The following is a 23,232-nucleotide window of genomic DNA, read 5'->3' as shown; positions in this document are numbered from 1 at the left end:
CATGACCGTTGCGAAGCGCGCTCTCGATGCCCTGACCCAGCACCACGCGAAGAAGGCGCCGAGCGACATGCGCCAGGTCTTCGCCGATGATCCGCTGCGTTTCAAGCGCTTCTCGCTCTCGCTCGGCGACATGCTGCTCGACTGGTCGAAATGCGCGGTCAATGCCGAGACCATGAAGCTGCTGCATGACCTCGCGCGAGCGAGCGAGGTGGAGAGCAAGCGCGACCGCATGTTCGCGGGCGAGCTCATCAACACCACCGAGAAGCGCGCCGTCCTGCATGTGGCGCTGCGCAACCGCTCGAGCCGGCCGATCCCGGTCGAGGGCAAAGATGTGATGCCGGACGTCAACCGCGTCCTCACCGCGATGCGCGATTTCTCGACCGGCGTGCGCTCCGGCGCCATCGCCACGGCGGGCGGCAAGCGCATCTCGGATGTGGTGAATATCGGCATCGGCGGCTCCGATCTCGGTCCCGCCATGACGGCGCTGGCGCTGGCGCCCTATCGCGACGGGCCGCGCCTGCATTTCGTCTCCAATGTCGATGGCGCGCATCTCGCCGATACGCTGACAGGCCTCGACCCGGCGAAGACCCTGTTCCTCATCGCGTCCAAGACCTTCACTACCATCGAGACGATGACCAATGCGCATTCGGCGCGCGACTGGATCGTCAAGCATCTGGGCGAGATGGCGGTGCCCAAGCATTTCGCCGCCATCTCGACCGCGCTCGACAAGGTGAAGGCCTTCGGCATCGGCGAGGAGCGCACCTTCGGCTTCTGGGACTGGGTGGGCGGGCGCTATTCGGTATGGTCGGCCATCGGCCTGCCGCTGATGATCGCCATCGGGCCCGACAATTTCGCCCAGTTCCTCGCCGGCGCCCATGCCATGGACGAGCATTTCCGCTCGGCCCCCCTGGCGGAGAACCTGCCGATCACGCTCGGACTCATCGGCGTCTGGCATCGCAATATCTGCAGCTATGCGACGCGCGCCGTCATTCCCTATGACCAGCGCCTGTCGCGGCTGCCCGCCTATCTGCAGCAGCTCGACATGGAATCGAACGGCAAGGGTGTCGAGCATGACGGAAGGCCGGCCGAGACCAATACCGGCCCGGTGGTGTGGGGCGAGCCTGGCACCAACGGCCAGCATGCCTTCTTCCAGCTCATCCATCAGGGCACCAGCACGATACCGGTCGAATTCCTGATCGCGGCGCAATCGCATGAGCCGGCGATGGCCCTGCATCACGATCTGTTGATGGCCAATGTCCTGGCGCAGTCGGAAGCCCTGATGCGCGGGCGCACGCTTGCCGAGGCCAAGGCGCAGCTCCTCGCCCAGGGCAAGGACGAGGCGGAGGCGACGAGGCTGGCGCCGCATCGCGTCTTCACCGGCAACCGTCCGTCGATCACCATCGCCTACAAGAAGCTCGATCCCCATACGCTCGGCCGGATCATCGCGCTCTATGAGCACCGTGTCTTCGTCGAGGCGGCGATCTGGAACATCAATGCCTTCGACCAGTGGGGCGTCGAGCTCGGCAAGGAGCTGGCGACCGGCCTCCTGCCGATCGTCGAGGGCAAGGAGGATGCGGGCCTGCGCGACGCCTCGACCCAAGGGCTGGTCGCCCATTTGCGGAATTTGAGGTAGGCGCTTCACCCTCGCCCCTCGAAGAGGGGAGAGAGTGCCTCTTGACAGCTCTCACCCTCTTGGCCCTCACTCACCGCCGGCATGTTCTCCTTCTGGAAGAGATTCAGCAAAGACAAGGTCGCGCTGTTCGGCCTTGCCGTCATCGCGATCGTGGTGCTGGCCGCCCTGCTGGCGCCGGTCATCGCCCCTTATGATCCGAGCGAGCAATTTTTCGACGGCCTCACTCTCGAAGGCTCGCCCTTGCCGCCCAATGAGCGCTTCTGGTTCGGCACCGACACCAATGGCCGCGATCAGCTCTCGCGGCTCCTCTATGGCGCCCGCACCTCGCTTCTGATCGGCCTCGTCGCCAACGGCATCGCGGTTCTCATCGGCACGCTCGTCGGCGTCGTCGCCGGCTATGCGCGCGGGTTTCTTGGCGCCGCCATCATGCGCTTCACCGATCTGATGATGGCCTTCCCGCCACTGCTGCTCGCCATTGCGCTCGCGGCCATATTGAAGCCCGGGCTGATGATCGTCATCGTCGTCATCGCGCTGGTCAACTGGGTGCAGATCGCGCGCGTCATCTATACCGAGACGACATCGCTCGCCGAGCGCGAATATATCGAAGCGGCCCGGGCGCTCGGCGCTTCGGGCCCGCGCATATTGTTCCGCCATCTCATCCCGCATCTGGTGCCCACCATCATCGTCTATGCGACGCTCGGCATCGCCACGACCGTGCTGCTCGAGGCCATGCTGTCATTCCTCGGCCGCGGCGTGCAGCCGCCGACGCCTGCCTGGGGCATGATGATCTTCGAGAGCCAGTCCTATTTCCTCAACGCGCCGTGGCTCGTCTTCGTACCGGGCGCGGCGATCCTCATCGTGGCGCTCGCCTTCAATCTCGCGGGCGACGGGTTGCGCGACGCGCTCGATCCCACCCAGAGAGGACGGCGCTGATGGTGCTCTATCTCGCCAGGCGGCTCTCGGCCTCGGCCCTCATCCTGGTGGGGGTGACCATCGTCACCTTCTGCCTCACCTTCCTCATCCCGGCCGATCCCGTCGCCATGATCGCCGGGCGCAACTCGACGCCGGAGATGCGCGAGCAGATCCGCATCCAGCTCGGCCTCGACAAGCCGCTCGTCGAGCAATATGTCTCCTATGCGCAAAGACTGGCGCGCGGTGATTTCGGAACTTCCTATGCCAGGAAGAGCGAAGTGGGCCCGCTCATCGCCTCGCGGCTTCCGGCCACGCTGCTCCTGATGCTCGGCGCCATCATCGCAGAGCTCCTGATCGGTATACCGGCCGGGCTCTATGCCGCGTCGCGGCGCGGTGAGACCGGCGACAAGGTGGCGATGACGCTGTCCTTCCTCACCGTGTCGACGCCGCAATTCGTGCTGGGCCTCAGCCTTCTCTATTTCTTCGCCTATCTGCTCGGCTGGTTTCCCTTGAGCGGCTATGGCAGCTTGAGCCATCTCATCCTGCCCGCCGTCACTTTGGGCCTTGCCGGCGGCGGCTGGTATTCGCGCATGATGCGCTCATCGATGATCGAGATCCTGCGCCAGGACTATATCCGCACCGCCCGCGCCAAGGGCATGAGCGAGAGGCGCGTGATGCTCGTCCACGCGCTGCGCAACGCGATATTGCCGGTCGTCGCCATGATCGGCCTCGATGTCGGAATCTTCATGTCGGGTGTGGTGGTGGTGGAGAATGTGTTCGGCTGGCCGGGCATCGGCCAGTTGATGTGGCAGGCCATCCAGTCGCTCGACATACCGGTCATCATGGGGGTGACGACGGTCGCCGCCCTATTCATCGTGGCCGGCAACCTCCTGGCCGACCTCGTCGCCCCCCTCATTGACCCGCGCATCCGCTTGCGCTGATATGCGGGCTGAATTAGTTCATAAATAAAATAACCGGGAGATACCGACATGCGAGCCTTCCTGATTTCGACCGCCGCCGCCTTCGCCCTCCTCGCCGCCGCCCCGCACGTCCTGGCGCAAAGCCCCAAGCAAGGGGGCGCCGCCGTCGTCACCTTCAACAACGACCTCACCACGCTCGACCCGCAAGTGGGCTATGACTGGCAGAACTGGTCGGTCATCAAGTCGATCTTCGACGGGCTGATGGACTACAAGCCCGGCACGACCGAACTCGAGCCCGACCTGGCCGAGAGCTACACGGTCTCCGATGACGGCCTGACCTATACCTTCAAGCTGAGGGACGGCATCAAATTCCACAATGGCCGGGCGATGACGCCGGCGGATGTGAAATATTCGGTCGAGCGCGCCGTCAATCCGGCGACGCAGAGCCCGGGCGGCGGCTATTTCAGCGCCATCGAAGGCTATGACGCGCTGGCCGGCGGCAAGGCGAACGAGCTTTCCGGCATCCGCATCATCGACGACAAGACCATCTCCTTCACCCTGACCCGGCCCGACGCCACCTTCCTGCATCTGATGGCGATCAACTTCGCCTATGTGGTGCCCAAGGAGGAAGTCGAGAAAGCGGGCGCCGACTGGGGCAAGAAGCCGGTCGGCACCGGCGGCTTCAAATTCGTCGAATGGGTGCCGGGCCAGCGCATCGTGCTCGAGCGCCACAAGGACTATTACCGTTCGGGCGTGCCCTATCTCGACAAGCTCACTTTCGAATTCGGCCAGGATCCGACGGTCGCCATACTCAGGCTGAAGAACGGCGAGATCGATATCGTCGGCGACGGCATTCCGCCCGCCCAGTTCACCGAGATCATGGCCGATCCCGCCAATAAGGATCTCATCGCCGAAGGCGACCAGCTCCATACCGGCTATGTGACCATGAATGTCACCATGCCGCCCTTCGACAATCTGAAGATCCGCCAGGCCGTCAATATGGCGATCAACAAGGAGCGCATCACCCGCCTCATCAACAACCGCGGCGTGCCGGCCAACCAGCCGCTGCCGCCGGCGATGCCCGGCTACAACACGGACAACAAGGGCTATCCTTACGATCCCGACGGCGCCAGAAAACTCCTTGCCGAAGCCGGGCAACCCGAGATCACCACCGAGCTCTATGCCATGAATGTCGATCCCAATCCGCGCATCGCCCAGGCGATCCAGCAGGATCTGGCGGCGGTCGGCATCAAGGCGGAGATCCGCTCGCTGGCGCAAGCCGAAGTCATCGCCGCCGGCGGCGCGGGCAAGGCGCCGATGATCTGGTCGGGCGGCATGGCATGGATCGCCGACTTCCCCGATCCCGCCAATTTCTATTACGGCATCCTGGGCTGCGCCGGCGCTGTCGAAGGCGGGTGGAACTGGGCCAAATACTGCAACAAGGAGCTCGATGCGCGCGCCGAGAACGCCGATGCGATGGTGAAGGCCGACCAGAGCGAGAAGCGCATCGGCGAATGGAAGAGCGTGTTCGACGAAGTGACCAAGGATGCCCCCTGGGCCCCGGTCTTCAACGAGAAGCGCTTCACCTATCATTCGGCACGGCTCGGCGGCGATCCGTCATTGTTCACCGATCCGATCCATATTCCGGTGAACTACGACTACATCTTCGCCAAGGACGCGCAGTAACGCAGCATTCTGTTCCCTTCCCCTTGCGGGGAAGGTGGCTCTCGCGGCCATGAGCCGCGAGAGCGGAAAAGCGTCAGGACACACTACGCATGAAGCACAATCACACCATCCATCAGCATCAGAGCCATTTCGGCTGGTCGAACGCCAACCAGCCGGTCGTCAGGATCGCGCCGGGCGAGACGATCGAATTCCATCCGCAGGATTCCTCGGGCGGCCAGATCACCGCGAAATCGACGCTTGCCGATCTGGGCCATCTCGATTTCGGCAAGGTCAATCCGGTGGCGGGGCCTGTCCATATCGACGGTGCGGAGCCCGGTGACGCGATCAAGGTGACGCTGCTCTCCTTCGCGCCCTCGGGCTGGGGCTGGACCGCCAATATTCCGGGCTTCGGCCTGCTCGCCGACCAGTTCAAGGACCCGGCGCTGCATATCTGGAAATATGATGCCGCGACGCTCAAGCCCGCGATGTATGGCCCCGGCGGGCGCGTGCCGCTGAAACCCTTCTGCGGCACGATCGGCCTCGCCCCGGCCGAGCCCGGCACGCATTCGATCGTGCCGCCGCGGCGCATGGGCGGGAATATGGACATCCGCGATCTCAGCGCCGGCACCGAGCTCTATCTGCCGGTCGAGGTGAAGGGCGGCCTGTTCAGCGTCGGCGACACCCATGCGACGCAGGGCGACGGCGAAGTCTGCGGCACGGCGATCGAAAGCCCGTGCTCGGTCGCGGCCAAGTTCGAGCTGATCAAGAATGCCAATCTCGCCTTCCCGCGCTTCACCACGCCGGGTCCGGTGACGCGCCATCTCGACGCCAAGGGCTATGAGGTGACGACCGGCATCGGTCCCGACCTGTTCGAGGCCGCGCGCCAGGCGGTGATGGGCATGATCGATCTCCTCACCAGGCAGCACAAGATGAGTGCCGTCGAGGCCTATATGCTGTGCTCGGTCTCGGCCGATCTGCGCATCAGCGAGATCGTCGACATGCCGAACTGGGTCGTCTCGCTCTATTTCCCGCGCGTCGTGTTTGAATGACGGGAGCATTTTCAAGCGAAGTGGATGCCGGTTCGCGTCAAGAAAATGCGACAAGATAAAAAGCAGCAGCTCCTTTCCGTCGAGGGCCTGAGCATAGGCTTTGCGACGGAGGAGGGCCCGATCCGGGTGGTGGAGGATATCTCCTTCGCGGTCGCCAGCGGCGAGACCCTGGGGCTCGTCGGGGAATCGGGCTGCGGCAAGAGCGTCACGGCGCAGACGCTCATGCGGCTGCTGCCCTCGCCGCCGGCGCGCATCGAGGCCGGGCGCATTGTCTTTGAAGGGACCGATCTCGCCCAGGCCGGCGAAGCCCGGATGCGCAAGATCAGGGGCAATGAGCTGGCCATGATCTTCCAGGAGCCGATGACCAGCCTCAACCCGACCATGACCATCGGCGCGCAGATCGGCGAGGCGCTGCTGCTCCATCGCGGTCTCGGCGCCGGCCAGGCACGGCCGAAGGTGCTGGAGATGCTGACGCAGGTGGGCATCGGGCGGCCGGAGAAGCGCTTTGCGCAATATCCGCATGAATTGTCGGGAGGCTTGCGTCAGCGCGTGATGATCGCCATGGCGCTGATCTGCAACCCGAGGCTCCTCATTGCCGATGAGCCGACGACCGCGCTCGACGTCACCATCCAGGCGCAGATCCTCGAATTGATGAAGGCGCTGCAGCGCGACAGCGGTATCGCCATCCTGCTGATCACCCATGATCTGGGCGTGGTCGAGGAGATGTGCGACCATGTCGTCGTCATGTATGCCGGGCGCATCGCCGAGGCGGCGCCGGCGGCCACGCTCTTTGCCAGGCCGCGCCATCCCTATACGGCGGGGCTGCTCGCGGCATCGCCGCGCAATGCCCGGCGTGGAGCGACGCTCACCACCATCCCGGGCACGGTGCCGCCGCCGGGCAAGCGCGGCCAAGGCTGCAGCTTCGCCGACCGCTGCGCGCGGGCGCTGGAGCGCTGCCGGCGCGACGTGCCGCCGCTCATGGATCACGACAAGGTCGGGTCGGATCGACCCAACCTTGCGAGCACGATCGATTCCAATAATTTAGCGCGGAATTTGCGCGAAAAGCCGGTATCCGCTTTTTCGCATCCCGCGCCAGGCGATGAGCATCGCGTCGCCTGCTGGAATCCGGTGCCATGATCAGCTCGCCCACTTTATTTACGACGCCCACCGGCCCGCTGCTCGTCGCCGATGATCTGGTGAAGCACTATGCAGCGCGCGACGGCAAGGGCATCGCCCGCGCCGTCGATGGCGTCAGCCTGACGCTGCAGCGCGGCGAGACGCTCGGCATTGTCGGTGAATCGGGCTGCGGCAAGTCCACCCTGGCGCGCCTCCTCCTCAGGCTCATCGAGCCGACGGCAGGCCGCATCAGGCTCGAGGGTGACGACCTGCTGGCGCTCAGGCCCAAGGCGCTGCGCCGGCGGCGGCGCGACATGCAGATCGTTTTCCAGGATCCTTTCGCCTCGCTCGATCCGCGCATGACCATTGCCGGGATCATCGCCGAGCCGCTCGACATTCATGGGCTGGGCGCACCCGCCGAGCGGCGGCGCAAGGTGGAGGACCTGCTCCTGATGGTGGGACTCGACCGCTCGGCGCTCGACCGCTACCCGCATGAATTCTCCGGCGGCCAGCGCCAGCGCATCGGCATTGCGCGCGCCATCGCGCTCGAGCCCAGGCTCCTCATCCTCGATGAGCCGGTGTCGGCGCTCGATGTCTCGATCCAGTCGCAGATCCTCAATTTGCTCGTCGATCTCAAATCGCGGCTCAATCTCTCCTATATATTCATCTCGCATGATCTCTCGGTCGTCGAGCATGTGAGCGACCGGGTGGCGGTGATGTATCTGGGGCGCATCGTCGAGGAAGGCCGCGCCACGCAGGTGCTGCGCCAGCCGCGTCATCCCTACACGGAAGCCCTGGTTTCGGCCGCGCCGGGGGCCAAAGGCCGAAGCCGCATCGTGCTCAAGGGCGATCCGCCGTCGCCGGAAGCGGTGCCGGCGGGCTGCCGATTCCATCCGCGCTGCCCGAAAGTGCTCGATATCTGCCACGGCGCGCCACCGCCCCTGGTCGAGGGTTCTGGCAGCAGCCGGGTCGAATGCCACTTATATGGAGAAGCCGGAATTCCCCTTCCGGAGAAAATGATCTAGGACTGTTGCATGATCTCCCGCCAAGCCAAATATGCGCTGCGCGCGCTCATCGCGCTCGCCCGCATCAAGCCAGGAAGCGCCGCCCAGACCTCCGACATCGCCACGGGTGAGAAGATTCCGAAGAAGTTCCTGGAGCAGATCCTGCTCAGGCTCAAGAACCAGGGCATGGTGCAGAGCCGGCGCGGCAATCGCGGCGGCTATGCGCTGCTCAAGCCCGCTTCCGAGATCACTTTCGCCCAGGTGCTGCGCACCATCGATGGGCCGATTGCGCCTCTGCCCTGCCTCAGCATCATCGCCTATGCGCGCTGCGATGACTGCAAGGACGAGCACACCTGCGAGATCCGCAAGGTCTTCGCGCGCGTCATCGAACCGACCCGCCAGGTGCTGGAACGCACCACCATCGCCGATGCCGCCGCCGGGCGCGCGGTCGATCTGGATGCATTGACGCAAATGGCATGAACCGCCCGGTTTGTTCTTTTTAAAGAACACTCCCTGCTGCTTCTGAGCGGGTCTCCTCTATAACTATATGATTTTACTTATGAAAATTCATTAACAATCCATTGCTTGACTAACTCTATAATATACGTAGAGATTATCATGTTTACAGTCGCTGAGGAGAAATCCGATGGCATCCCTCAAATCGATCCTTTCCTTCTGGCGCCCTCCGGTCGCTGGCGGCGAGGGCAAGGCCAAGCCGGAAGAATTCGGCAAGGCCAGCAGCTATGAGCTGCAGTTCGACCGGCTGATGGACGATCCCGTAGCCGAGCGTGACGCGCTGTTCTCGATGCGGAGCTGTCGTCACTGACACCGCAAGGCGCGTGCCCGAGGCGCCTCAACGAGCAGACCGGCACGACATCGATCCTCGTCATCATCCCCGACCGCGTCGAGCAGATCGGCAAACCGAGCGAAACCCACGAGAACCCACCGATCCCTTTGTCTCGAATTCCTCGGCAATACGAGGATGGCGCATCCCGTCGTCGATCTCGCCGCCACTACCGTCAAACCCATGCTCGGTCCGATGGCCAGTGCCGATGTCGAAGTCCGATGGCGGTTCCCGGGTACCCATCGGAGCTTCCGATGGCGCCATCGGCTTCTTCCGTTTCCTTTCTTCGCGGCAAGCTGGGAATCTCGATCGAAGCAATTCGACCGAAGGAACGAAGGACATGGCGAACACGCAACTCGCGAACTCAACGATTCTCATTGCCGGCGGCGGCTCCGGCATGGGCCTGGCGCTGGCCAAGCGATGCCTTGACGCCCATGCCCAAGTCGTCATTGCCGGGCGCAACGACGAAAAGCTCGCTCGCGCTTGCGAGGAGTTGAAGAGGCCGACCCAACTGAAGGCGATCACCGCTGATATCTCTCAGGAGGATCAGGTTGCCGGGCTGTTCGCCGAGATTGGCCGGCTCGACCATATCGTCAGTACCGCCGCCGATATAACGGGTGCCTATGAGCTGCTGCCTTCGCTCGATCTGAAAGCCGTGCAAAGGGTCGTGGAAAGCAAGCTCTATGGTCCCCTGCTGCTTGCAAAACACGGCGCGCCGAGACTTTCAAAGGCAGGCTCCATCGCCTTCGTCTCCGGCATAGCGGCCCATCGGCCGGCCGCTCGGGGCTCGGCGGTCGCCGCCGTCAACGCCGCGCTGGAAGGGCTGGTGCGGGCGCTCGCGGTCGAGCTCGCCCCGATCCGCGTCAATGCCGTCTCGCCCGGCTGGGTCGACACGCCCATCTGGACTTTCGTTGCTGGCGGCACCAAGGATGCCACGCTGAGCGCGATGGCAAAGCGGCTACCGGTCGGTCGCGTCGGGCAGCCGGACGACATCGCAGATGCGATCGGTTTCCTGTTGGGCAACACATTCACGACGGGAACGATACTGCATGTCGAGGGCGGGCATCGCCTGGTCTGAGCGGCGTGAAAGCGGCGTCGACCATGGCAAGAAATTGCCTCAGCACCGCAGGCTGCACGCGGCGACGTCGCCAGATCGCAACAAGCGATGCTGTCTGCACCGGACCGGGCCACGGATATTCGACGAGACCGCCAGCGTCGAGCGCCTCGACGACGGCCAGACGCGGCACCAGAGCGAGGCCCGCGCCGGCTGCGACGAGGCGAAGGATCGTGCGGACGCTGTCCACCTCGGCGGCAAGATGCGGCGCGGCGATGCCTGCTTCGGCAAAAGCCTTGTCAAACAGATATCGATAGACACAGCCGACCTCGGTCGCCACGAAACTTCTCCCAGCCAGCGCACGCAAGCCGTCTCCGCTCGACGCCGGCCGCTCGTCGGGCGGAGCCAGGAGAACCAGCGGCTCTGTCGATATCGGGCGTTTGAAGAAACGCTCGTCGAGCTCGCCCTTGTCGAAGCAGAAGGCGATGTCGATGTCGCCGCTTTCCAGCATCTGCAAGAGGGTTCCCGAGCCGGCGATCTTCATCCGCACGGTGATGTTTGGATGACTGCCCCGGAAAGCCGCCAGCCATGGCGGCATCCTGGCCGCAGCGATCGTCTCCAGCGTGCCGATCGCAAGGGATCCGGCGGCTTGTCCAACCGCCGTCCCCACGGCAGCACGGGCCTCATCCAGCAGAGCCAGGATCTCCTCCGCATATGGCTTCAACACTTCGCCTGCGGGAGTCAGCTCCAGGCCCGTCCTGGAGCGGGCAAAAAGATTCGTGCCCAGTTCGGTCTCAAGCACCTGAACTTGATCGCTTACGCTCGATTGCGCGAGATGGAGCTGCGAGGCTGCACGGGTGATGTTTCGACTATTCGCGACTACAAGGAAGGTCTTGAGCAAGCTCGGGCGCATATTCATGGATATCATACTCAAACGCTATCTTCGACGACTATGCACCACCCTATCCTCCAGGGAGGCGGCTATCCAGCGTGTCATCGGCGCCCCGCCGGCCGACTACAGCTCCACCTCCAGCAGATGATTATCCCAGATCCAGCTTCGCAAACGCACGCCTGAGAGGCGCGGCAGCGTCTCGGCACCTTCGTGCAGGCTGCGCACGCCGTCATTGCCGGAGGTCAGCAGGAAATCATGGGCGGCCGGCAAAGCCGCGACACCGCACACATCGCTCATCCGCTCGCGCGTCAGAAACGCGCCGGTCCTGCGGTTCCACAGCGCCACACTGCCGCCCTGCGGGCTCGTCGCGGCGATGACATCCTCGTTTCGGTCGAGCGAGATCGAGCCGACATAATTCGCCATGCCGAGCAGCTCCTCTTCCGGCATGTCGAGAAGCTGGATCTTGCCGTCGGGACTCACGGTCCCGACCAGCGGCGGCAGGTCATTGGGATTGCCCTGATACTGGCAGCCAAAGACCACCGTGCGGTCCTGGGCGACCGCCATGTGGCGGATGGACAGCGCCTGATGGGGCCTATCGAGCTCGAGCGCCGCGAGGGTGCGGTCATGGTCAGCGTCGACCAAAGCGATATTGGGCTTGATGTCGTCGGGATTGAGCACTTCGCGGCCGCTCCCCGGCAGCGTGCGCAGGCCGCCATTGGCGATGACCAGCGTCTTGCCGTCGGGCAGGAAGGCGATGTCATGCGGGCCGATGCCGCGCGAGGAGATCTCACCGATGCGGGCATAGGCATTGCTTGCATCATAGATGCCGAGAATGCCGTCGCCCGTTTGGGTATCGTTCTCGGTCGCGTAGAGCAGCCGGCCATCGGGCGTGAAGACGCCATGGCCGTAGAAATGCCGGGCCTTGTCCGAGATGACCGTGCGCAGGAGCCTGCCCTTCGCCGCATCGATCACGGCGAACCAGTTGCCGGGGCGGCGGGCGAAAACGACGATCTCGGCCGTCGCGGGCCTCACCGTCGCATCATGGCCGCGCGACGGCAGGATGGTCGAGAACAGCTCCTCGCCATCGAGGGAGAACATGGCGGCCGATGCCTTGCCTTCGGCATCCATGCGGCAGGACACGTAAAGCGGTGCCGCCCGTCCGGCGGAAGCGCGATGAGGCATCAGGCCTGCGGCAAGCGCCGTGGCCAGACCTTGCACGATCGCGCGGCGGCTCAGCCGCATCTAGTCGCCATCCTGGCTGTTGAACCCCACCGTCACGCCGAGCACGGCCGGGATCTCGTCATGCGCCTTGTCGCGCGCCGCCGCCAGCGCATCGAGCACGAGATAGAATTGCTGGCGCTGCTTGATGTCGACCACCGCCGCGCCGAAATCCTCGGGCAAGGCCTCGGCAAAACTGAGCGCGGTAGAGATGGTCAGGGGCGTGTTGCCTTCCTTGTCCTTCATGATGATCTTGGCCACGTCGAGCGCGGTTTCGAGATTGAGCTCCAGGGCGCGCTTCGAGCGCTTGCTGCGCCAGCCTTCGGCGAGCTGCGGACGCGCTTCCGCCGGAGTCTTGCCGAGCACCGCGCGCAATTTCGAATCGCGCATGTAAGCGAAGATGGCGAGGAAGTCGGTGGCGATGCGCGACGTCGCTTCCTGGGCGGCATCGGGGCTGGCGATGCTTTCGGCGACGTCATTGGTCCAGCCGAGCCGCACGTCATGAGCGATGGTCACGATGTTCCAGGCGATCGCCTGGCCGACGGCACAGCGCCTTTCACGCCGCGCGCCCGACAGCATCTGGTCTTGCGCATTCTCGTCGAACAACAAGCGCTCGAGCGCCGGCAGTCCTTGAGCGGCGACGCTGTATTTGAAGAACAGCTCGGGCGCCAGATCGGCGACACCGTCCTTGGCGAGGAGCTGCGCCAGCCCCTTGGCCGTCGCATTCTTGCGCTCGGGCCAATAGGACAGGCGCTCGGCGCGAAACTCCTCGCCGATCGGGCCATAGCGCAGGAACTCGATCTGCGACCATGAATCGGCGGTGGCGAGATAGGCGCGCTGCAGGCCCTTGAAGCCCAAGGGATCGGGCTTGGCGCAGAATTCCGACCAGGCCTTCTCCTGCGCGTCGGCGGTGAGGGCCAGCGCCTGGTAATGCGGAACGATGAATCGCTCGACGAGCTGGCTCAGCGTCTCGGTGCCGGCACGCGCCGGCACCGCCATGACGAGCATGACGAAGGCCGGAAGGAGAAAACGCATGCGCATCACAACGACCCCAGATACTCGATCAGCCTGGCCCGGTCGGCGGCAGGCAGATTCATGTAGCGGTCCCTGGCCTTCGCCGCCTCGCCGCCATGCCAGCGTATGGCCTCGTCCAGCGTCGCGGCGCGCCCGTCATGCAGGAAGCGCCGCTTGCCGCTCCGCGCCGCAAGATCGATCAGCGGCGCCGTGCGCCACTCGGCGGCAGCGGCAAAACTGTCGGGGAAGCTGCCCGCCAGCCCATCGCCCATATCATGCAGCAGGAGATCGGAGAAGACGCGTAGTGTCTCACCGGTCTCGGCCTTGAGGCCCGGCACATGGCATTGGGCACAGCCGGTCGCTGCGAGCAGGCGCTCGCCCTCAGGATTGGCCGGAACCGCCTGCGGTTGCAGGGCGGCGACATAGGCCGCCACCATGTCAACCATCTGGCGGGAGATTTCCTCCCCGTCAAAATCGGGGCTGCGGCCGGTGCCGTTGCCACGGCACTGCGTCTCGGCCTCGGTGCAATCGCCGTAAGGGAAGGGCCGCAAAGGCGACGACAGGCCCATATCCAGCATGGCCGCATCGGCGGTCTGCTCGGCAAGGCTCGACGCGGTCGCCTTGAGGCCGAAGCGGCCGAGCCGTGAGCCTTCCGGCGTCGCGATGATGCGGGCACGGCCCGATATGCCATCACCGTCGCGGTCGTCGGGATCGGCGTTCCTGAGAATCTCCTGAGGCGCTACGCGTGCAATGAGTCCGCGGCCGATGAGCGAGGGGGCGACCCGGAACTCCTGCTTTATTCCCGGCGACGACGCGCTTTCATTGAACGTGATCTTCGCCAGCATGCGCGAGAGGCCATCAGGGCCGGGCTCAAGATAAGGCTCGATCCGCGCCTCGGGCATCAGGCCCGGAATGGCATGTTCCTGCAGCTGGCGGCCGAGCACGGGGTCGGGATTGCCCGCCATGTCGCCGAGCCTGACGACGAAGCCCGCGACGCCCAGCACGCCATTGATGTCGGAGAAGCGCGCGCCATTTCCGTTCTTGTGGCAGGAGGCGCAGGCCTGCGCGTTGAACAGAGGCCCGAGGCCGTCGGCGGAATTGGTCGAGGCCGGCGCCTGCACCCATTTGCGGTCGAACAGCGCCTTGCCGACGGCCGAATCGAGCTCGTCCGCGACGGCGGTGGCGGGAGCTGCGAGGCAGGACACCAGCAGAAGAAGATGACGCAGCGCCGTCATGAATTGGCGAAATATCCCATCATGCCGGTCTCCAGATGCTCCAGTATGTGACAATGGAACATCCAGCGCCCCGGCGTTGCAACAAAGGCGATCTCGATACGTTCCTTAGGGAGAACCAGAACTGTGTCGGCATGATGGACGGGAATCTGGCGCTTGGATGAAGACAGCACCTTGAATGTATGGCCATGCAGATGGATCGGGTGCGGATGGGGCGTCGCATTCTGCAGGACGAAGCGATAGCTCTCCCCCGCCTTGAGCCGGGCCAGCGGCGGCGGCAGGTTCCGGTGTCCGTCATTGGGCCAGGACCGTTTGTTGATCGCCCAGAATGTACGACTGGCGGTGCACAAATCATCCAGAATGACTTTCGACAGCGGATCATCAGGATCGAGCGTGTCGATGAAGCTGGCGATCGCGTCGGAGGCGGCGCCGAAGACGTAAGCCTGGGTCTCGGCCCTGGCCAGATCCGCTTCGGGCAGGCTTGACGCATAAAGCGGCGCGGGATCGAAATCAGTGGCGCGGCGATCCTGCCCCTCGGCCTCCAGCACGGCCAGGTCATGGATCTCGGCGGGGAAATAATCGCGGACCAACACCTTGCCGCCGGCTTTCGGCGTGCGCAGCACGAGGTCGAGGCGCGATGCGGCGCCGATGCGCCAGGAATCGAGGCGAAAGGGCTCGACCGGATTGCCGTCGATGGCGATGACCAACGCTACTGCGCCCTCGACACCGACATCCAAGTGGCGGGTCGCATCGAGATTGAGGAGGCGCAGGCGCAAATCTGCGGAGGCCGGAACCTTGCGCGCAAAATTCGTCACGCCATTGACGGTGCGAATTGTGCCGAACGTGCCGGCGCGCGCCGCACCGCTGTCGGTCCCGAAGGGCAGGAAGGATCCGTCCCTGTCGAGACGCCAGTCCCTGGCCACCAGCACCAGCTCGTCATCGAAAGGCCGGCTCTCGTCGCCCTCGACGATCAGCACGCCGACGAGGCCATGGCCGACCTGACCCGATTCGTTGCAATGCGGATGGAAGAAAAAAGTGCCGGTATCCGGAACCGTGAAGTCATAGAGGAAGCTTTCACCGGGCTCGACCGGCTTCTGGGTCACGAACTGCACGCCGTCCATTTCGTTGGGCACGCGCACCCCGTGCCAATGGATGGAGGTGTGCTCGGCCAGGCTGTTCCTGAGCGTGGCGCGCAGGCGATCGCCGCGGCGCAGGCGGATCGTGGGGCAGGGCTCATCGGCATAAGTCCATAGCGTGCTCTCGGGGCCTTGCGGCCCCAGAAGTTTTACCCTGCGAGGCTTGGCTTCGAGCGTCAGCTCATGGATGGCGGGCGTGCCGGAGAAAGCCGGCGCTGGCGCCAGCGGCCTGATGGCATCGGCGCGCGACAGCGACAGCAAAGCGGGAGCGGCAAGGCCCCCGGCAAGGGTGGTGAGGGCGGCCCGGCGCGTCAGCATGAAGCACCTCCCTCCACCGCGCGAAGCGCGGGGAGGGTGGACGCCCGCAGGGCGGACGGGTGGGGTCTCTCCACCCGGAAGTGTTTAACGATTGGTCTGCGAAACACCCCTCGCGGGAACACCCCACCCGTCGCGCGTTCCGCGCGCCACCCTCCCCGCCTTCGGCGGCGGAGGGAGGATTGGCGGGTAACGTTCGGCCTATTCCTTCTTGTCGCTCGAATCGGCTTGCAGCTGGCCGTAATTCTCCAGCCCGATCTTCTCGAGCAGGCTGAGCTCGCTCTCGATGAAATCGATATGGCCTTCTTCATCCGTCAGAAGCTCCTTGAAGAGCTCCATGGAAACGAAATCCCCAAGCTCCTGGCAGGCCTTGTAGGCTTCGCGATAGAGATCACGGGCGCCGTATTCGGCCTTCAGGTCGCATTCCAGGACTTCCTTGATGTTCTGCCCGATCATCAGGGGATCGAGCGTCTGAAGATTGGGATGACCCTCGAGGAACACGATGCGGGCGATGAACTTGTCCGCGTGATGCATCTCCTCGATCGATTCTTCGCGCTCCTTCTTGGCGAGCTTCGAGAAGCCCCAATCCTCCAGCAGCCGGAAATGCACCCAATACTGGCTCACCGCGGTCAGCTCGCTGCGCAAGCCCTTGTTCAGATATTCGATGACCTTCTTGTGACCCTTCATCCGCCTTCTCCTCAACCTCAGAGGCGGAGAATGGTGCAGATTGGTCCCCTTGGCAAGAAGACCCGCGGATTTCGAGGACGGCCGCCTCCATATGCTTAACCAGATGCGGCATGCAGCCGCCGCATTGCGGGCGCTCTCCGCAGCAGCGGAAAACCTCGCCCGGCGTCACCACGCGAAACTCGTCGAGCTCCATCAGGCGGCCGACGGCCTCCTTGATGTGGCGCGAGGTGATGACATTGCACTGGCAGACGATCATGACGGAACTCTAGGCAACTCCCGATGGCGAGCCCGCAAGGCCGGCGAGCGATTTCACCGCCCGCTTGAGCTGGGCATTCTCGCGGCGCAGGCGGCGCAATTCCGCATCACCCGAGCGGGTGGGCTTCTCCGCCCGTTTCAGCCAATTATAATATGTGGTGTCGGTGACGCCCAGAACACGGGCGATTTCATAGACCCGCTTGCCTTCGCCCCGCATCGCCTCAGCCACCTTGAGCTTCTCGGCGATCTCGGCCTCGGTGAAGGATTGGACATGTCGCTTGTATCTGAGCATGGGGGCCTCACTGAACGGCTGAGGGATTGTCGAGGCTGTCCGAGCCTTCGACGGTGATCTTGAGATTGAGGGCCGTGACGACCGCCTCGATGCCCCTGGTCTGGGCGACGAGCGCGTCGATGCCCGCCTGGACCAGCGCATTGCCCTCTTCATTGCCCTGGGCGATCATCTGGTCATAGGCTTCCTTGCCGCTTTCCGCCCGGTCGCGGATCGCACCCAACTTCTTCTCGGCATCGGCGAAGAGCGCATCGAGCTTCTGGGCCTCGGCGGGCGCCTTGATCCCGGCCAGCGCCGCAATGCCCGGGCCTTCGAGCGTCGATCCGTCGCGGCGCTTCAGCTTGCCGCTATAGATCGAGAGCATGCCCGCCTCGTCATAGTAGTGCGAGTTGTGCGTGTTGTCGGAGAAGCAGTCATGCTCCTCCTCGGGATCATGCAGGATGACGCCGAGCTTCATGCGCTCGCCGGCAAGCTCGCCATAGGACAGGCTGCCGAGGCCGGTCAGGATGGTGGCAAGACCGCCCTCCTCGCCCTTGGCCGCAAGCTCCTTGCGCGCCGCACCTTCGGCCTTCCAGTTGCCCGCCATTTCGGCGAGATCGGCCTGCAGCAGATCGCTGGCCGCCTTGAGATAGGCGACGCGGCGGTCGCAATTGCCGTTGCTGCAGTTCCTGGTGTCGAAATCGGTGGCCGGGCGGTTGCCGGCGCCGGGCCCGGTGCCGTTCAGATCCTGGCCCCAGAGCAGGAATTCGATGGCGTGATAGCCGATCGCCACATTGGCTTCATTGCCGCCCGCTTCCTGCAGCTTCTTCAGGAGCTCGGCATCGATCTTCGTCGCATCCACCGTGTCGTTGCCGATGCGGATCGACTTGTTGGCGATCACATTGGCGGTATAGAGCGGGTTTTCCGGCGAGGTCTCGCCATAGGAGGCCTTGTCGGTATAGTCGATCAGGCCTTCGTCGAGCGGCCAGGCATTCACGCGGCCCTCCCAGTCATCGACGACGGCATTGCCGAAGCGATAGCCCTCGCTCTGCTGGTACCAGGGGCGCGATTCCTTCCAGGCCTTGCGCGCGGCGGCGAGAGTCTCATCGGACGGATTGGCAATCAAGGCGTCGATCGCTCGGCCGAGATCGAGCGAAGCGGCATGGGCGTCGCTATACATGGCCTCCGCCACATCGCCGTAATGCTTGAGGACGGCGGCGGCCGTCACATCCTCGCCGCGCGCGATGGAAATGACCGAGGCCAGCGTCAGGGCCGTTCCGGCGGTGAGCGCCAAAAGATGCCGTTTCATGATGATAAGTCCCCTTCTGAGTGCCCGATTGGATGTTCGATGCATGGTTGGCTCAATGGAGTGTCTCCTCAGCCGGACAGGGCCCGCTGCCAAACGCGGCGATGGAGAGAACGACGGATGCGGGAACGCTCATAAGCCTCTGGCCGGCCGACATCAGCGCATCGGCATAGCCCTGGCCCGATGTGGCCAGCGAAATCGGCGCTTCGCCTTCGATCGCGCCGGCAAGATGGCGCGCGGCGAGTATCGCGGTCGACAGATCATTGTCCTGGAGCGCGGCGATGAGCGACAGCGCCATGCATTCATCGCGGCAGACATGGCCGCAGCCATGCGGGAAGACATTGAGGGGACGCGCCGTTTCCGCCCGCAGCATGCGCACCCAGTATTGCAGCTCGCCCATCAGGCGGCGCGCATCGTCCGTGCCGAGCTCCATCGAATAGCTGCGCCAGGCGGTTTCCCAGCAATCAATGTCGCCGAAATTGTAACCCGCCACGCAGCAGCGCAGCCCCGTCACCACCAGCCGTTCCGGCTTGCGGTCGAGGAGCTTGAACGGACAGCTCATGGGACAGGCTTGCGCGCTCATTTGAGACCACTATGAACCAAAAAATCCGAGTGATTTAGTCAGTTATTCGATCGGGACCGTCCCTGTCAATCGCCTTTCCGCGCTTGCGGCAAAAAATCCAGCTTGTTCAATAAATTAGAAGTGTTCTAAGAACGCACGATGCGCAGACCCCTTACCGTCGCTTCGATCGGTGAGCCGATGATCGAGCTGGCCCGCTCGCCGGCCGGCGCGCTCGCCTATGACCGCCGCTTTGGCGGCGACACGCTCAACACCGCCGTCTATCTCGCCCGCCTCCTCAAGCCCGAAACGGCGCGCATCCAGTATGTGACGAGGCTCGGCGACGACCCCTTGAGCGCGTGGATGATCCAGGGCTTTGCAGCCGAGGGCATCGATTGCAGCCTGATTGCCCGGATCAAGGACCGGCGGCCCGGTCTCTACATGATCGACACGGACGAGCACGGCGAGCGCTCCTTCAGCTATTGGCGCGGCGAAGCGCCGGTGCGCCAGCTGTTCGAAAGCCCCGAGCTTGCGATGAAGCTCGCCGGCACCGATGCGATCTATACCAGCGGGATCACGCTGGCGGTCCTGGGCGAGCAAGGCCGCGCGCGCCTCATCGCGCTCATGCGCAGCCTCAAGGACAAGGGCCGCATGGCCGCCTTCGACACCAATTATCGCCCGCGCCTGTGGACGGACCGCGCTGATGCGGCGCGCTGGACCGAGCAGGCGATCGCCGCAGCGAGCCATGTGCTGCCCTCATCCGACGATCTCGATCAGATATTCGCTCGGTCGATGACGGGCGATGCATGGGTCGCAGCGCTCGCCGCAATGGGCGCTGACGAAATCGTGGTGAAGACCGGCGGCGGTCCCGTCCATACGCGCGAGGGCACGATCGCGCTCGAGCGGGTGGCGCAACCGCGCGACACCACCGGGGCGGGCGACAGTTTCAACGCCGGCTACCTCGCCGCGCGGCTTTCCGGGCGCTCGTTGAATGAAAGCATCATGAAGGCCCACGCTTTGGCAAGCCGCGTCATCCAATATCCCGGCGCCGTCATCGCGCGCGAGGCGATGAGTGATCTTATGCCATGAGCCTCGCGTCGCGGGCTATCATATGGAGGGCCGGCGGCAAAAGCGCGCTGTTGTCATGCGCTTCGAAGGCCAATCCGAACAATCCGGCAGCGGCGCGGTAATTGTCGAGCAGCCGCGGAGATCCGACGGCGATCACCTGCCTTGCCGCCGTCCAGGCCAGCGCATCCTTCATCTCGACGCCGATCAGCAGTCCTGAAAGATAAGAGGCAAGACTGGTGCGCGGCAGCTTGTCGAACAGGCCCTCCGTGCGCACGCCGAACAGGAGATGCGACAGCGCTCCGGAGCCGTCCTTGCGCGCGCGCTCGACGCCCGCCGCAAATGCCTGGCTGTCGCCATCGCTCTTTTCCATGAGCTGCGCCAGCGTGCCGGCCGAGGTCAGCGCATTGTAGAGCTCGCCCGTCATGTAGGTGCGGAAAGAAGATAGCCGGCCCTCCTCTACCCGCACCCATTTCGAATGGGTGCCGGGGAGCAGCAAGGTGGCCTCGCGCAAGTTGCGCTGGGCGAGGACGGCGAGCACCTGGCATTCTTCGCCGCGCATCACATCGGGCACGCCGTCATGCAGGCAGGACACGCCGGGCACGATCCTGACCTGCGCCGGCCCGTCGAAAGGCACGTCATGGAGATGGCGCGCCAGCGCGGCGAGATCGGCGGGGGCTGCAATATAGGGCGCCTCGGCCCAGCCCAGCTTGCTGCCCACCATGCCGCACATGAGCACCGGCAATGTGCGCCCCGCCGTGAGCCACGGAGCAGCGAATTGGGCGAAAGACGCGGCAAAAGCACCTTGTTTCACGGCAAGAAGGCCCTCGCCGTCACCGCGTTCATCCCGTATCTCTCCGCCAGGGCCGAGCGCCCAGGCGCGACGGTTCGTCGTGCCCCAATCGACGGCAATCATCGCTATGGGTTCGGTCATGTCGAAAGCCTCAGGCCTGAGCATAATGTCATTTGTCTGATGATTGAACTGCTTTATGCTGGCAGGGGATTTTCCAGGAAAGGACGGGGACCATGGCGGGGACGAAACGGAAGCAGCCGGATAAAGGCGCGCTTCGCAAAAGTCTCTATAACAAAGTGGCGCATGACCTCGGCCAGCGCATCGTCCGGGGCGACTACAAGCCGGGAGCGCTCCTGCCCAACGAGGCCGAATGCGGCCAGATCTACAAGGTGAGCCGCACCGCGGTGCGCGAAGCCGTGAAGATGCTGTCGGCCAAGGGGCTCATCCAGTCGCGCCCCAAGATCGGCTCGCGCGTCGAGCCGCGCTCGTCCTGGAATCTGCTCGATCGCGATGTCATCGGCTGGTATTGCGCGACGGTCGATTTCCACAGCTTCGCCCATGACGTGCAGCAGATCCGCTTCATGATCGAGCCGGAAGCCGCGGCCCTTGCCGCGATCAGCCGCACGCCGCAGCACCTCGCCGAGATCGAAGCCGCCTATCAGGCGATGGCGGAAGGGGTCGATGATGAGGCGGCCTGGAACGCCGCCGACGTCAATTTCCATCTGGCCATACTCAACGCCTCCGGCAATGGATTCATCCCGCCCTTCGGCCGCGTCATCGAATCGCTTCTCGCCAATCTCTTCTCGGTGACCGTCGCCCATCTGCGCAACCGGCTCAAGGTGCTGCCGATGCACGAAGCGATCTTCGCCGCCATCCGCGCGCGGAAACCCGATCTCGCCCGGATGGCGGTCCGCCGGCTGCTCACCGGCACGCAGAAGACCATCGACCAGGGCGGCAAACTCAAGGCTGCCGCCCTCGACAGCAGATCGCGCCAGCGCAAGGGGGCAAAAATTGCAGCCAAAGGCTGAAAGGAGGCGTTGCGCGACGCTGGGCCTTTGGTAACATGTTAGCGGCTCAGGCGACCGGCCGGCTGGCCAGAAGATCGCCCAACCATCCAATCCAGACCTAGAGCGCTTTCCGCCAAAGTTGCTCGACTTTGGCGATAAGAAAGCGCTCCAGATAAAATTCAATCGAGCCTTTTATCGCATTCGGATCGCGAGGATCCGAATGCGAAGGCTCTATGGGAGGAGTCCACATGAAGAAGACCGCTCTTTTGCTTGCCACGGCGCTCGCCGCGACGATCGCGGCCATGCCGGCCACGGCCGACACCAAAGACAAGAAGATCGCGCTCTCCAACAACTATGCCGGCAATAGCTGGCGGCAATCGATGCTGAAAAGCTGGGACAAGGTGACGAAGCAGGCGGTGGCCGACGGCGTCGTCGCCGCGGCCGATCCCTTCACCACCTCCGAGAACCAGGTGACCGAGCAGGCGGCCCAGATCCAGAACCTGATCCTGCAGGGCTATGATGCCATCGTCATCAACGCCGCCTCGCCCGATGCGCTCAATGGCGTCGTCAAGCAGGCCTGCGATGCCGGCATCACCGTCGTCTCCTTCGACGGCATCGTGACCGAGCCCTGCGCCTGGCGCATCGCCGTCGACTTCAAGAAGATGGGCGCGGTGCAGGTCGACTATCTCGCCGAGAAGATGAAGGACGGCGGCAACCTGCTCGAGATCAGGGGCCTCGCCGGCGTGTTCGTCGATGACGAAATCCACAAGGGCATCGAGGAAGGTGTCGGCAAGCATTCGCAGTTCAAGATCGTAGGCTCGGTGCATGGCGACTGGGCGCAGGAAGTGGCGCAGAAGGCGGTTGCCGGCATCCTGCCGTCGCTGCCGGAAGTGAAGGCCGTCGTGACGCAGGGCGGTGACGGCTATGGTGCCGCGCAGGCCTTCAAGGCCGCCGGCCGGCCGACGCCGCTCATCATCATGGGCAACCGCCAGGACGAGCTTGCCTGGTGGAAGGAGCAGAAGAACGCCAATGGCTATGAGACCATGTCGGTCTCGATCGCGCCCGGCGTCTCGACGCTCGCCTTCTGGGTGGCGCAGATGATCCTCGACGGCAAGGAAGTGCCGAAGGATCTCGTCGTGCCGTTCCTGCAGATCAACCAGGGCGATCTCGAAAAGAGCCTGGAGACGACCGAAAAAGGCGGCGTCGCCAATGTCGAATATTCGAAGGAAGACGCCGAGAAGGTCGTCGCCGGAAAGTAATCGAGCAACATCCCCTCTCCCCCTCCTGG

The 23,232-nt window shown here is 64.2% G+C and carries 23 protein-coding genes; 13 read left to right on the top strand and 10 right to left on the bottom strand.

The window, feature by feature from the left end; genetic code table 11:
* Position 1: 1 nt before the first annotated feature.
* The 10 genes from pgi (at position 2) to DT068_RS04500 (ending at position 10,221) form a co-directional block, all read left to right on the top strand.
* Positions 2-1,633 carry a glucose-6-phosphate isomerase gene (pgi, locus tag DT068_RS04545; protein ID WP_119388590.1) on the top strand — a complete coding sequence of 544 codons (1,632 nt, stop codon included), beginning with the start codon at positions 2-4 and terminating at the stop codon, positions 1,631-1,633.
* Between the two features lie 81 nt (positions 1,634-1,714).
* A complete protein-coding gene (locus tag DT068_RS04540) occupies positions 1,715-2,566 on the top strand; it encodes an ABC transporter permease (protein ID WP_119388589.1) in 852 nt (283 codons plus the stop codon).
* Entirely contained in the window at positions 2,566-3,486 is a 921-nt protein-coding gene (locus DT068_RS04535) for an ABC transporter permease (protein ID WP_119388588.1), read from the top strand. Before DT068_RS04540 ends, DT068_RS04535 begins: the two co-directional genes overlap by 1 nt.
* A 48-nt stretch (positions 3,487-3,534) precedes the next feature.
* Positions 3,535-5,151 carry an ABC transporter substrate-binding protein gene (locus DT068_RS04530; protein ID WP_119388587.1) on the top strand — a complete coding sequence of 539 codons (1,617 nt, stop codon included), beginning with the start codon at positions 3,535-3,537 and terminating at the stop codon, positions 5,149-5,151.
* Positions 5,152-5,240: 89 nt separating this feature from the next.
* Positions 5,241-6,179 (top strand): acetamidase/formamidase family protein, encoded by a 939-nt coding sequence (locus tag DT068_RS04525; protein WP_119388586.1) that lies wholly within the window; start codon positions 5,241-5,243, stop codon positions 6,177-6,179.
* A 45-nt stretch (positions 6,180-6,224) separates the two neighbouring features.
* The gene (locus DT068_RS04520) at positions 6,225-7,316 is read left to right on the top strand and encodes an ABC transporter ATP-binding protein (protein ID WP_119388813.1); all 1,092 of its coding nucleotides are present in this window, start codon (positions 6,225-6,227) and stop codon (positions 7,314-7,316) included.
* Positions 7,313-8,320, top strand: a complete 1,008-nt coding sequence (locus DT068_RS04515; RefSeq protein WP_119388585.1) for an ABC transporter ATP-binding protein — start codon at positions 7,313-7,315, stop codon at positions 8,318-8,320. The genes DT068_RS04520 and DT068_RS04515 overlap by 4 nt, the downstream gene beginning before the upstream one ends.
* A gap of 9 nt (positions 8,321-8,329) precedes the next feature.
* Entirely contained in the window at positions 8,330-8,779 is a 450-nt protein-coding gene (locus DT068_RS04510) for an RrF2 family transcriptional regulator (protein ID WP_119388584.1), read from the top strand.
* A gap of 166 nt (positions 8,780-8,945) precedes the next feature.
* A complete protein-coding gene (locus tag DT068_RS04505; protein ID WP_119388583.1) occupies positions 8,946-9,125 on the top strand; it encodes a hypothetical protein in 180 nt (59 codons plus the stop codon).
* Positions 9,126-9,483: 358 nt separating this feature from the next.
* A complete protein-coding gene (locus DT068_RS04500; protein ID WP_119388811.1) occupies positions 9,484-10,221 on the top strand; it encodes an SDR family oxidoreductase in 738 nt (245 codons plus the stop codon).
* Here DT068_RS04500 and DT068_RS04495 read toward each other — a convergent pair.
* The 9 genes from DT068_RS04495 to DT068_RS04455 all read right to left on the bottom strand — a co-directional run bounded on the left by DT068_RS04495 (position 10,172) and on the right by DT068_RS04455 (position 19,082).
* Positions 10,172-11,110, bottom strand: coding sequence for a LysR family transcriptional regulator (locus tag DT068_RS04495; RefSeq protein ID WP_119388812.1), 939 nt, complete (start codon positions 11,108-11,110; stop codon positions 10,172-10,174). The genes DT068_RS04500 and DT068_RS04495 overlap by 50 nt on opposite strands.
* A 102-nt stretch (positions 11,111-11,212) precedes the next feature.
* A complete protein-coding gene (locus tag DT068_RS04490) occupies positions 11,213-12,331 on the bottom strand; it encodes a DUF1513 domain-containing protein (protein WP_119388582.1) in 1,119 nt (372 codons plus the stop codon).
* The gene (locus DT068_RS04485; RefSeq protein ID WP_162913998.1) at positions 12,332-13,342 is read right to left on the bottom strand and encodes an imelysin family protein; all 1,011 of its coding nucleotides are present in this window, start codon (positions 13,340-13,342) and stop codon (positions 12,332-12,334) included.
* Between the two features lie 5 nt (positions 13,343-13,347).
* Complete coding sequence (locus tag DT068_RS04480; RefSeq protein WP_119388580.1) at positions 13,348-14,556, bottom strand: di-heme oxidoredictase family protein; 1,209 nt, start codon at positions 14,554-14,556, stop codon at positions 13,348-13,350.
* Entirely contained in the window at positions 14,553-16,007 is a 1,455-nt protein-coding gene (locus tag DT068_RS04475) for a multicopper oxidase family protein (protein WP_119388579.1), read from the bottom strand. Before DT068_RS04475 ends, DT068_RS04480 begins: the two co-directional genes overlap by 4 nt.
* A 198-nt stretch (positions 16,008-16,205) precedes the next feature.
* The gene (gene bfr / locus DT068_RS04470) at positions 16,206-16,691 is read right to left on the bottom strand and encodes a bacterioferritin (protein WP_119388578.1); all 486 of its coding nucleotides are present in this window, start codon (positions 16,689-16,691) and stop codon (positions 16,206-16,208) included.
* A 265-nt stretch (positions 16,692-16,956) separates the two neighbouring features.
* Positions 16,957-17,238, bottom strand: a complete 282-nt coding sequence (locus DT068_RS04465) for a transposase (protein ID WP_119388577.1) — start codon at positions 17,236-17,238, stop codon at positions 16,957-16,959.
* A gap of 7 nt (positions 17,239-17,245) precedes the next feature.
* Complete coding sequence (locus tag DT068_RS04460) at positions 17,246-18,523, bottom strand: imelysin family protein (protein ID WP_119388576.1); 1,278 nt, start codon at positions 18,521-18,523, stop codon at positions 17,246-17,248.
* Between the two features lie 52 nt (positions 18,524-18,575).
* The gene (locus DT068_RS04455) at positions 18,576-19,082 is read right to left on the bottom strand and encodes a hypothetical protein (RefSeq protein ID WP_119388575.1); all 507 of its coding nucleotides are present in this window, start codon (positions 19,080-19,082) and stop codon (positions 18,576-18,578) included.
* Between the two features lie 159 nt (positions 19,083-19,241).
* Here DT068_RS04455 and DT068_RS04450 point away from each other — a divergent pair, with 159 nt between their 5' ends.
* Entirely contained in the window at positions 19,242-20,168 is a 927-nt protein-coding gene (locus DT068_RS04450; RefSeq protein WP_119388574.1) for a sugar kinase, read from the top strand.
* Here DT068_RS04450 and DT068_RS04445 read toward each other — a convergent pair.
* Complete coding sequence (locus DT068_RS04445; RefSeq protein ID WP_162913997.1) at positions 20,158-21,078, bottom strand: 2-dehydro-3-deoxygalactonokinase; 921 nt, start codon at positions 21,076-21,078, stop codon at positions 20,158-20,160. The genes DT068_RS04450 and DT068_RS04445 overlap by 11 nt on opposite strands.
* A gap of 92 nt (positions 21,079-21,170) precedes the next feature.
* Between DT068_RS04445 and DT068_RS04440 the strand changes: the two genes are divergently transcribed.
* Complete coding sequence (locus DT068_RS04440) at positions 21,171-21,965, top strand: FadR/GntR family transcriptional regulator (RefSeq protein ID WP_119388572.1); 795 nt, start codon at positions 21,171-21,173, stop codon at positions 21,963-21,965.
* A gap of 227 nt (positions 21,966-22,192) precedes the next feature.
* Positions 22,193-23,203, top strand: coding sequence for an ABC transporter substrate-binding protein (locus tag DT068_RS04435; protein WP_119388571.1), 1,011 nt, complete (start codon positions 22,193-22,195; stop codon positions 23,201-23,203).
* Positions 23,204-23,232: the final 29 nt, after the last annotated feature.

Origin of the sequence: Taklimakanibacter lacteus (assembly GCA_003576695.1) — a bacterium.
GTDB lineage: Bacteria > Pseudomonadota > Alphaproteobacteria > Rhizobiales > Aestuariivirgaceae > Taklimakanibacter > Taklimakanibacter lacteus.
Note: the sequence above shows the minus strand (reverse complement) of the source record. Positions and strands in the feature narration are given on the sequence as shown.

Bases quoted from the DNA above. Each gene is read 5' to 3' on its own strand.
- DT068_RS04445 (WP_162913997.1), bottom strand. From the start codon at position 21,078: ATGACCGAACCCATAGCGATGATTGCCGTCGATTGGGGCACGACGAAC.
- pgi (WP_119388590.1), top strand. From the start codon at position 2: ATGACCGTTGCGAAGCGCGCTCTCGATGCCCTGACCCAGCACCACGCG.
- DT068_RS04540 (WP_119388589.1), top strand. From the start codon at position 1,715: ATGTTCTCCTTCTGGAAGAGATTCAGCAAAGACAAGGTCGCGCTGTTC.
- DT068_RS04500 (WP_119388811.1), top strand. From the start codon at position 9,484: ATGGCGAACACGCAACTCGCGAACTCAACGATTCTCATTGCCGGCGGC.
- DT068_RS04435 (WP_119388571.1), top strand. From the start codon at position 22,193: ATGAAGAAGACCGCTCTTTTGCTTGCCACGGCGCTCGCCGCGACGATC.
- DT068_RS04505 (WP_119388583.1), top strand. From the start codon at position 8,946: ATGGCATCCCTCAAATCGATCCTTTCCTTCTGGCGCCCTCCGGTCGCT.
- DT068_RS04510 (WP_119388584.1), top strand. From the start codon at position 8,330: ATGATCTCCCGCCAAGCCAAATATGCGCTGCGCGCGCTCATCGCGCTC.
- DT068_RS04525 (WP_119388586.1), top strand. From the start codon at position 5,241: ATGAAGCACAATCACACCATCCATCAGCATCAGAGCCATTTCGGCTGG.
- DT068_RS04440 (WP_119388572.1), top strand. From the start codon at position 21,171: ATGGCGGGGACGAAACGGAAGCAGCCGGATAAAGGCGCGCTTCGCAAA.
- DT068_RS04455 (WP_119388575.1), bottom strand. From the start codon at position 19,082: ATGAGCTGTCCGTTCAAGCTCCTCGACCGCAAGCCGGAACGGCTGGTG.
- DT068_RS04520 (WP_119388813.1), top strand. From the start codon at position 6,225: ATGCGACAAGATAAAAAGCAGCAGCTCCTTTCCGTCGAGGGCCTGAGC.
- DT068_RS04530 (WP_119388587.1), top strand. From the start codon at position 3,535: ATGCGAGCCTTCCTGATTTCGACCGCCGCCGCCTTCGCCCTCCTCGCC.
- DT068_RS04495 (WP_119388812.1), bottom strand. From the start codon at position 11,110: ATGCGCCCGAGCTTGCTCAAGACCTTCCTTGTAGTCGCGAATAGTCGA.
- DT068_RS04465 (WP_119388577.1), bottom strand. From the start codon at position 17,238: ATGCTCAGATACAAGCGACATGTCCAATCCTTCACCGAGGCCGAGATC.
- DT068_RS04475 (WP_119388579.1), bottom strand. From the start codon at position 16,007: ATGCTGACGCGCCGGGCCGCCCTCACCACCCTTGCCGGGGGCCTTGCC.
- DT068_RS04490 (WP_119388582.1), bottom strand. From the start codon at position 12,331: ATGCGGCTGAGCCGCCGCGCGATCGTGCAAGGTCTGGCCACGGCGCTT.
- DT068_RS04515 (WP_119388585.1), top strand. From the start codon at position 7,313: ATGATCAGCTCGCCCACTTTATTTACGACGCCCACCGGCCCGCTGCTC.
- DT068_RS04460 (WP_119388576.1), bottom strand. From the start codon at position 18,523: ATGAAACGGCATCTTTTGGCGCTCACCGCCGGAACGGCCCTGACGCTG.
- DT068_RS04485 (WP_162913998.1), bottom strand. From the start codon at position 13,342: ATGCGTTTTCTCCTTCCGGCCTTCGTCATGCTCGTCATGGCGGTGCCG.
- bfr (WP_119388578.1), bottom strand. From the start codon at position 16,691: ATGAAGGGTCACAAGAAGGTCATCGAATATCTGAACAAGGGCTTGCGC.
- DT068_RS04480 (WP_119388580.1), bottom strand. From the start codon at position 14,556: ATGACGGCGCTGCGTCATCTTCTTCTGCTGGTGTCCTGCCTCGCAGCT.
- DT068_RS04450 (WP_119388574.1), top strand. From the start codon at position 19,242: ATGCGCAGACCCCTTACCGTCGCTTCGATCGGTGAGCCGATGATCGAG.
- DT068_RS04535 (WP_119388588.1), top strand. From the start codon at position 2,566: ATGGTGCTCTATCTCGCCAGGCGGCTCTCGGCCTCGGCCCTCATCCTG.